This is a genomic window from Hoylesella shahii (assembly GCF_937990675.1).
GTDB classification, from domain to species: domain Bacteria; phylum Bacteroidota; class Bacteroidia; order Bacteroidales; family Bacteroidaceae; genus Prevotella; species Prevotella shahii.
In genome coordinates this window covers 23,017-31,348 of the sequence record NZ_CALKQY010000066.1, presented here as the reverse complement: position 1 = coordinate 31,348, position 8,332 = coordinate 23,017, and the positions used below count along the sequence as shown (strand labels likewise).

Genomic DNA, 8,332 nt, shown 5'->3' with positions numbered 1-8,332 from the left:
TTTCATTTGCTTCAGGATAACTTCGTTCCTGAAAGCGGATGCAAAGGTATAAAGAAAATCAACAACACACAAGCCTTTTTAAGAAAAATATCAACGAAAATTGCAACTTTTTTCCTTTTCTTACAAAAAGAACACAAAATAAGCAAATACACCTTATTTATATATATGGGAGTCGACTGCCCTTTTAAATAGCGAATACAATTTTGCCGTTCACTACCAAATTACAAAAAACGTAGGCATCAAGTGAGGCCACATGCTTTATCAAGCAGCTACCTAACGTTAAACGTTAAAGTATGCAAGGGCGCAACAAATACAATCCCAGTTTATTCTTCTATTTTCGTTCGGCCACTATTTGGGAACATGGTCGTGTCTGTGCTTACTACTTTTCTATTGTTTATGGTCTGCTTGGTTTAGCTTGTGTTTAAAGTTGTATTTGGCTGGATGAATGTAAAATTTTCAGCGTAAATTCACGCGCAAAAACAGCCCTCAAAACCCAACAACTGTTCACTCGCACGCAAATATTACATTCTCGCGAGGTTTTTTTGTAGCATCAAATGGGGTAAATCCTAAATGCGAGAATACAACATTTGCATTGCATAGAAATGCGAAAGAGGCCGAACAATAGGCGTTTTGTAGCAATAACTTGAGTGTTTTGTTGCATTTAGCCTTGCGTTTAGCAGCAAAACGCAAGGCTAAATGTTGCTAAACGCAAGGTAAAATGGTGCAAAACGCGGGGTAAAATGGTGCTAAATGCGAGATGAAATGCTGGAAAATGCAAGTGGGGTTGCATAATTTTGCGTACTGCATGGTGACTTTATGCATTAAATAACGGTGGAAAACAAGACTTATCTGTGCAAAAACGTGTTCAAAAAGTAGGTTTTTAGGTTCTAAAAGCTGGTTTTGGGGCGATGTGAATTTATGAACTGGCCTCAATCTAGAAAGGCTAAATGGTGCAAAACGCAAACGAAATGCTCGAAAAGGACGTAAAAACAAAATGCTGTTGGGCTAAATTATAGGCTAAATGCATGGTTTTGGGCTTTAATTTTCGCTAGAATGAGGGGCGAATAATTTTCCTTTTGTAAAATATTTTCAGCACTGTCGACAAGTAAAACAAGAATGGGGCGTTGAAAAAAAAGTTTTCGTTAAGCCCAATGAACAATGTCGAGCTTGCTCGTACATTGTCATGGTGAGAATTAGAAATCGCCAACACAGAGCTTTGCGCGAAGTGGAAAGGCAAAACGCACTTTTCGAGGAACGAAAAAGAAGGAGCAAAGCAACGCCAAAAACTACTCTTGTTAGCTAATTGCGGCCCAATCAATATTCGTTTTGCGCAATTCTTTGAGTCTATTCCACAGCATAGCATGTTCGGGCAGGTTGCAATCGGGGTCACGTTCGATGATTTTTTGAGCCTCATCACGGGCCAATTGCACCAAAGCGCCATCGCGAGCAATATTCGCAATCTTAAGGTCGAAGGCCATACCACTTTGTTGCGTACCCTCAAGGTCGCCTGGGCCACGCAACTTTAAGTCGGCTTCAGCAATACGGAAGCCGTCGTTGGTTTCGCACATAATGTCGATGCGCTTACGAGTTTCGGCCGAAAGCGCTCGGTTTGTAACAAGGATACAATAGCTTTGGTCGGCACCGCGCCCCACTCTTCCACGTAATTGGTGCAACTGCGAGAGGCCAAAACGTTGAGCATCAAGTATCACCATCACCGAAGCATTAGGCACATTCACCCCCACTTCGATAACCGTTGTTGCCACAAGTATCTGCGTTTCGCCATTAGCGAAGCGCGTCATCTCTGCTTCTTTCTCCTTCGATTTCATCCTTCCATGTATCTTGCTCAACTTATATTCGGGAAAAATCTCGGTCAAAGCAGCATATCCCTCCTCCAAATTCTTCAAATCGGTTTTCTCGCTCTCCTCTATTAAAGGATAAACGATGTACACCTGTCGTCCCAAATTCACCTGTTGGCGAATGCCAGCATATAGACTGGTGGTTTGGTTGTCGTATTTGTGCAGTGTTTGGATAGGTTTACGTCCAGGAGGAAGTTCGTCTATCACACTCACATCAAGGTCGCCGTAGATGGTCATGGCCAAAGTCCGCGGTATGGGCGTTGCAGTCATCACCAGCACATGTGGCGGATTATCGTTTTTTGCCCACAGTTTGGCACGCTGCTTCACGCCAAATCGGTGTTGTTCGTCAACCACAGCCAGTCCTAAGTTAGCAAATTGCACATTATCTTCAAGCAAGGCATGCGTGCCCACCAAAATATGTAGTTCGCCTGTGGCAAGCCTTTGCAACACGTCGGTGCGTCGTTTACCCTTCACAATACCCGTTAACAATTCAGCCGTTACGCCCGTTCCCTTCAACATTTGCAGCACGGTGGCCAGGTGTTGTTCGGCCAATATTTCAGTTGGGGCCATGAGGCAAGCTTGAAAACCATTATCCACAGCGATGAGCATCGCCATCAACGCCACGAGCGTTTTACCCGAGCCCACATCACCTTGCACCAAACGATTCATCTGCCTACCGCTATCCATATCGTTACGTATCTCGTGCATCACGCGTTTTTGGGCACCCGTTAGTTCGAAAGGCAGGTTGTTGTGATAGAAGTCGTTGAAATATTGACCAATCTTTGAGAAATTATAGCCACGATATTTACGTCGATGATAATTGGCATAGCGCAGAATATTGAGTTGCACATAAAACAATTCTTCAAACTTCAATCGCATTTGAGCACGTTGCAACTCATCGTTGTTATGTGGATAATGCACCCCTCGCATAGCTTCATCGCGCGAAGCGAGATGCAAGGCATTGGTAATAAAGGGCGGAAGCGTCTCGGTGAGCGGAGCTTGCATTTGTTCGAGCAATCCCTTTGTGAGTTTTTCCATAGTTCGCGAAGTGATGCCAGCCTTCTTCATTCGTTCGGAAGTGCCGTAGTGAGGCTGCATGCCCATCTCGGTAAGTTTCAGTTCAGTGACCTCGTCTATATCAGGATGTGCAATCTGAAACCTACCACCATACATGCTAGGTTTGCCAAACACGATATAATCCACCCCCACTTTATAGGTATTAAGAATATATTTAGTCCCTTGAAACCAAACCAAGTCGGCCACGTTCCACCCATCCGAGAAGTGTGCTATGAGGCGTTTTCGGCGCGGTCCCATATCGAATTCCTCAAAACTTAAAATGCGCCCTTTCAGCTGCACATAAGGCATATCGCCCTGTAATTGGGCAATACGATAGATTTGAGTGCGGTCGACATACTTATATGGATAGTATTCTAGCAGGTCGCCGAAGGTATTGATGTTGAGTTCTTTGCTCAAAATCTCTTTCTTTCTCGGACCAACGCCCGGCAGATACATGATGTCTTGATCTAGTATGGAGTGCATTGTAGGGTTTGAGTTTGTGAAATAAGCGTTAAGTCAAAAGCATATTTGCCTTACGCCTAGTCATTATTGCGCAGCCGAATGAGTCGAAATCCAAAGACGTTCGCACACATCTAAGTCGAAAGGAGTGGTTATTTTGATATTCTCTTTATTGCCTTCAACCATTGTTATTTGCATGCCCAGAGCCTCAACCACCGAGGCATCGTCGGTAAAAGCTGTGCTATAAGGCTGTTGGTAGGCCTGTTTGAGCAATTGCAAGTCGAAGGTTTGCGGTGTTTGTACCAATCTGTAGGCATCGCGATTAACCGTTTGGCTAGCGCCATCGGGCATTATCTGTCGCAGCGTTTCGACCACTGGTGTAACGGGAATAACCGCTTGAGTCTTGCAAGCCATAGCAAAACAGCGTTCAATGACCTTCACCGACACCATAGGGCGCACGCCATCGTGCACCGCCACCACGCCTTGAGCATCGTTAGGGATGAGAGCCAGTCCATTTCTTACCGACTCAAAGCGCGTTGCACCGCCATCGGCCAGCAAGTAAGGCAGCTTAAAATGGTGTGCGAGGCATAGTTCATGCCAATAACCTTGATGGTCGGGTGGTAGCACCAAAATAATTTGTAGCTGAGCATCAAAGGCATGAAAGCGCTCGATGGTGCGCATCAGCACAGGTTTTCCGCCAAGCAAGAGAAACTGTTTGGGCACGTCGCCCCCCATGCGCAAACCCTTTCCGCCAGCAACAATCACAACATAATTCATGGCTAAAGCTAGTTAAGAGCGTTCGGCCATAAGGTGTTTGTAGCGCATGGCTATCTGAATTTCTTCGGCTTTGTCGTGTCCAACGAGCATCGCGAGCAGCGTGTAAGCATAGGGGAAAGCAGCAGCAGGCCCCTCGCCAGTGATGATATTGCCGTCTACCGTTACCAGTTGGCCAGTGTATTCAGCTCCGTGCAAAGTGTGTTCCACACCAGGATAGCAAGTGGCTCGCCTACCTTGAAGCAGCCCCATAGTGCCCAACACCATCGGAGCAGCACATATAGCCCCTATCATTCGTCCAGCTTCGGCCTGTTGTCTAAGCACATCGGCCAGCTGCTTATGTTCTTTAAGGTTGGTAGCCCCAGGCAGTCCGCCGGGCAATAGCAGCAGGTCGGCATCATCGAAGCAAGCATTTTCGAACAGCACATCGGCCTTAACACACACGCCATTGGTAGACGTCACCAACTCGTGTCCCATAATACTCACAGTAACCACCTCTAATCCACCTCTTCTCAAGATGTCAACAGGAGCCAACGCCTCGATATCTTCAAATCCGTCGGCCATGAATTGATACACTTTTGCCATAACTTTATATTGGGTTTAACGTTAAAATCTTAACTGCAAAAATAGCCATTTTCGGCGTAAGCATAGGCAAACAGTGCGTTTTTTTAAATCGTTCTACCCACATTTTGTGTTTTTGGCAAATAGATTGTGATAATAAAGGCGAAAATGAGGGTGTAATACAGAGCCATTTTGGGAAAAGTGAGGGGCGCAGCCACGTTAAGCAGAAGCTCTTATCCAAATAGGGCACATCCGCCAAGATAGCCATTGGCGAGATTACAACCGGCATACACGCAGCCATCCATTGCCAACAAATCCCCAACAATCGTCCAAAAGACTTGCAACTTTAGAAAATATGTCTTATTTTTGCAATATCAATAGGAGCGTAAAGCATGGCGAGTTAACAAGCAACACGTTATAAACACTGAAGGCCAAGCGCCACGCGCCCACCAAGTGCAACAATGACAGCCGCTTTAAGAACATACGCATGCATAGCAATGATTGCCCTATGTGCTTCAAAAAGCATGAGGGCGCAGACCTATAGCATAGAATCGGTGAACGATAGTCTTAATTATCTCACGTTAAAAACCGATTCGACAACCAACCGCTGGGCGCTTCGCTATCCAGTTTATCGTTTAGAAACAGGCGATGTTGATGGCGATGGCCGAACAGAAGCGTTGGTGGGCGTGATTAAAAGCACCCGATACTACAAGCAAAAAGGGCGTCGACTCTTTGTATTTAAGAACTACAAGAATCGCGTTAGAGCCATGTGGATGGGGTCGAAGCTGGGCGGAATACTGCAAGATTTTCGCTTTGTGAATGGCGTGGTGCGCAGTTTGGAAACCACCAGCAGCGGACAATACGTGGTGGCCGAATATCGTTGGCAGGGCTTCGGCTTCGAATTTGTGCGATTTATGGCCATGAAAGTGGAGCGCCAAAAGGCCTTGAAGGTATTTAACCAATAGCTTAGAAACCACTCATTGCTCGCCCCTCATTGGCAAACAACACCTATTATATATACGTGTAGCACAAAATGTGCCCTGCAAGAGTTAGTAAATTGATTCCTAAACCCGATGTATGCCCAGCAACAACAAGGGCATAACACATCTTTAACTAATTAATTATTAATGAAAAGAATTTTTCTACTAATCGCCCTTGTGGCATTTGGGATTACGCTGTATGCCGACGACGGACCAAAACGGGTGATTTTACCCGGTAAAGGAAAACTTGATATTGAGCGTTTTAACAAAGAGATAAACCTTAAAACCGACCTATCTAAATTGTCGCTCGCCGAATTGCGCGTGCTTAAAAATGCATTTAAGGCCCGCGAAGGTTATATTTTTAAAGAAGGCGACCTGCGCGCCATCTACCAACAAACAACATGGTACGATTCGTTGATGTGGAACAGGAGCGACAACGAGAACGAAACACTTGACATAGACAACACCAACGAATGGGGACAAAGGCAACCAAAGCTAACGAAAGAAGAACAAGCGTTTCTTAAAAAGATTGAAGAGCAGGAAAATAAGATATTAGCCAACAAAAACAAGTTGGCTAAAGGACAAGTGGTTAACCTGGATTTGCTGATTAACCCCTTTCAATTAGAGAACTTCGACCCAAGATTGCATGCCGCCATCAGCAGGCAGGGCTTTGCCATCGTGCCCGACCAATTGCAGCAATTGTTTCATGTTTACGAGAAAAACGACTACTCCAACTTCCCCAGTTTCGTAACCACCGACCTTTATTTACAGCTTTTCCACTTCTATTTCGACAATATTTTGCGCGACACCGAAGAGAAAAAGCTCGACTCGCTGGTGACAATCTTCACGCGGGGAATGTTCAACCGCATGACACAATTGGCCACAACGCCCTCAACAGGGAAGCAAACTAAGGAGGCAGCAGCCTTTTGTCAGGCCTATTTCGCCGTGGCCATAGCCCTTTCTACCGGCAAAACGCCTGCCGGTGTGAGCGCAGCTTACAAGCAACAAGTGGCATCCGAGATTAAACAAGTGAATGCATCGGAAGATACTTACTCTTCGTTCTTGGGCTATAACAATGTGAAATACCCCTATTCGCTCTATCGTCCGCGTGGGCATTACACCCGTTCGGCTCGCATCAAGCGCTATTTCCGCACCATGATGTGGCTGCAAAGCGTGCCCTTTGGTACCGACAAGCCCGAACAACTCAAGCGGGCCTTGCTCGTTGCACACATTGTTGGAACCGACCCACAGATGAAACGTGCCTACAATGCGCTGTTCGAACCCATCACCTTCTTGTTTGGCGAACCCGATAACATCACCATCATGCAAGTGTTTGAACAGATGCAGGGCGCTTCTCCCGAAAAAATATTCAACAATCAGCAACTGTTGAACACTATTGCCAAACGCATCAACGAGGTGGGAGATAAGCAAACACGCATTCGACCGAAGTTTGAAAACACCTCGCACAACAAAATCAATTTGATGCCGCAACGCTATATGCCCGACGCGGAGGTGCTAAACGAAATGATTGATGCAAAAAACAATGTAACCAAACGCGACGCACCAAGCGGACTAGATGTGTTTGCTGCCATGGGTTGCCCTGCAGCCGAACGTATATTGCTGCAAGAACAGCAAGAAGACAAACGCTGGGAAGGATTTGTACCCACGCTGCAAGCCATGAAACAGCGCATGAAAGAGATTAATTGGAACACCACTGTGGCCAACAAATGGGTGCAGGCGCTCAACGAAATGAACAAGCCTGTGCCTGATGCTCCCTATTTTATGCTCACCCCACAATGGGAAAAGAAAAACCTTAACGCGGCTTTGGCTTCGTGGGCAGAACTGAAACACGACGCCATTCTTTATGCCAAACAACCCATGGGGGCTGAATGTGGAGACGGCGGACCACCCGAACCCATCGTAAAAGGCTATGTTGAGCCCAATATTCAGTTCTGGAAAAAAGCTATTGAACTGGTATCGCAACTTGAAAGTGTGTACAAACGCTATAAGCTTAATACACCAATGATGAATGCCACCACAGCCAGAGTGAAAGAAATGGCCGAATTTTTGTTGCAGATTAGCGAGAAAGAACTATCTTCCAACCCCATTCTTAGCGACGAGGATTATAACTATATCGAAATTATTGGGTCGGAAGTAGAAAACATTTCGCTAGACCTGGCCAAAGGCGACAAGCCATTTCTCGATGGATGGGATAACATTCAAGGAGCCGATAAGAGTGTGGCACTGATTGCAGATGTATACACAGCCAATGCTTTGAACAATCCCAACCACTCCATTCTCTATGCAGGCACAGGACCAGCCTTTGTTATCTACGTGGCAGTACCCGTGGGCAACGAACTATATTTGATGCGTGGCGCAGTGCTGTCTTACCGCGAACTGAAACAGTCGATTAATCAACAACGACTCACCGACGAGGAATGGCAAGAGAAACTAAAGGCCAAACCCTACCTTGGCGTGCCAAAATGGATGGACGAAATCACCGTCCCGCTAGACAACATGCCACTAGACAACGAAGAAATTTTCTACAGTTCAGGGTGCTAACATTGGCAGTTAGCTCACTCGTGCAAACCCATTCTCACCCCAACAACAACTAAATGTATGCCTCAAAAAGCATCTCAACACTCC

At 46.0% G+C, this 8,332-nt stretch carries 6 protein-coding genes; 3 read left to right on the top strand and 3 right to left on the bottom strand.

Annotated elements, in window-relative coordinates:
* A partial coding sequence (locus QME03_RS09830) for a hypothetical protein (protein WP_281724263.1) occupies positions 1 to 192 on the top strand: 192 nt, incomplete at its 5' end.
* A 1,103-nt stretch (positions 193 to 1,295) separates the two neighbouring features.
* Here QME03_RS09830 and recG read toward each other — a convergent pair.
* From recG to QME03_RS09815, 3 genes are all read right to left on the bottom strand, one after another.
* A complete protein-coding gene (recG, locus tag QME03_RS09825) occupies positions 1,296 to 3,395 on the bottom strand; it encodes an ATP-dependent DNA helicase RecG (protein WP_281724262.1) in 2,100 nt (699 codons plus the stop codon).
* Positions 3,396 to 3,458: 63 nt separating this feature from the next.
* The gene (locus tag QME03_RS09820; RefSeq protein WP_281724261.1) at positions 3,459 to 4,148 is read right to left on the bottom strand and encodes a 2-C-methyl-D-erythritol 4-phosphate cytidylyltransferase; all 690 of its coding nucleotides are present in this window, start codon (positions 4,146 to 4,148) and stop codon (positions 3,459 to 3,461) included.
* 12 nt (positions 4,149 to 4,160) lie between these two features.
* The gene (locus QME03_RS09815) at positions 4,161 to 4,730 is read right to left on the bottom strand and encodes a DJ-1 family glyoxalase III (RefSeq protein ID WP_273147749.1); all 570 of its coding nucleotides are present in this window, start codon (positions 4,728 to 4,730) and stop codon (positions 4,161 to 4,163) included.
* Positions 4,731 to 5,203: 473 nt separating this feature from the next.
* Here QME03_RS09815 and QME03_RS09810 point away from each other — a divergent pair, with 473 nt between their 5' ends.
* Both QME03_RS09810 and QME03_RS09805 read left to right on the top strand, forming a co-directional pair.
* Positions 5,204 to 5,671, top strand: coding sequence for a hypothetical protein (locus tag QME03_RS09810; protein WP_273147753.1), 468 nt, complete (start codon positions 5,204 to 5,206; stop codon positions 5,669 to 5,671).
* A 162-nt stretch (positions 5,672 to 5,833) separates the two neighbouring features.
* Positions 5,834 to 8,248 carry a DUF3160 domain-containing protein gene (locus tag QME03_RS09805; RefSeq protein WP_281724260.1) on the top strand — a complete coding sequence of 805 codons (2,415 nt, stop codon included), beginning with the start codon at positions 5,834 to 5,836 and terminating at the stop codon, positions 8,246 to 8,248.
* Positions 8,249 to 8,332 lie beyond the last annotated feature (84 nt).

Bases quoted from the DNA above. Each gene is read 5' to 3' on its own strand.
- recG (WP_281724262.1), bottom strand. From the start codon at position 3,395: ATGCACTCCATACTAGATCAAGACATCATGTATCTGCCGGGCGTTGGT.
- QME03_RS09820 (WP_281724261.1), bottom strand. From the start codon at position 4,148: ATGAATTATGTTGTGATTGTTGCTGGCGGAAAGGGTTTGCGCATGGGG.
- QME03_RS09815 (WP_273147749.1), bottom strand. From the start codon at position 4,730: ATGGCAAAAGTGTATCAATTCATGGCCGACGGATTTGAAGATATCGAG.
- QME03_RS09810 (WP_273147753.1), top strand. From the start codon at position 5,204: ATGATTGCCCTATGTGCTTCAAAAAGCATGAGGGCGCAGACCTATAGC.
- QME03_RS09805 (WP_281724260.1), top strand. From the start codon at position 5,834: ATGAAAAGAATTTTTCTACTAATCGCCCTTGTGGCATTTGGGATTACG.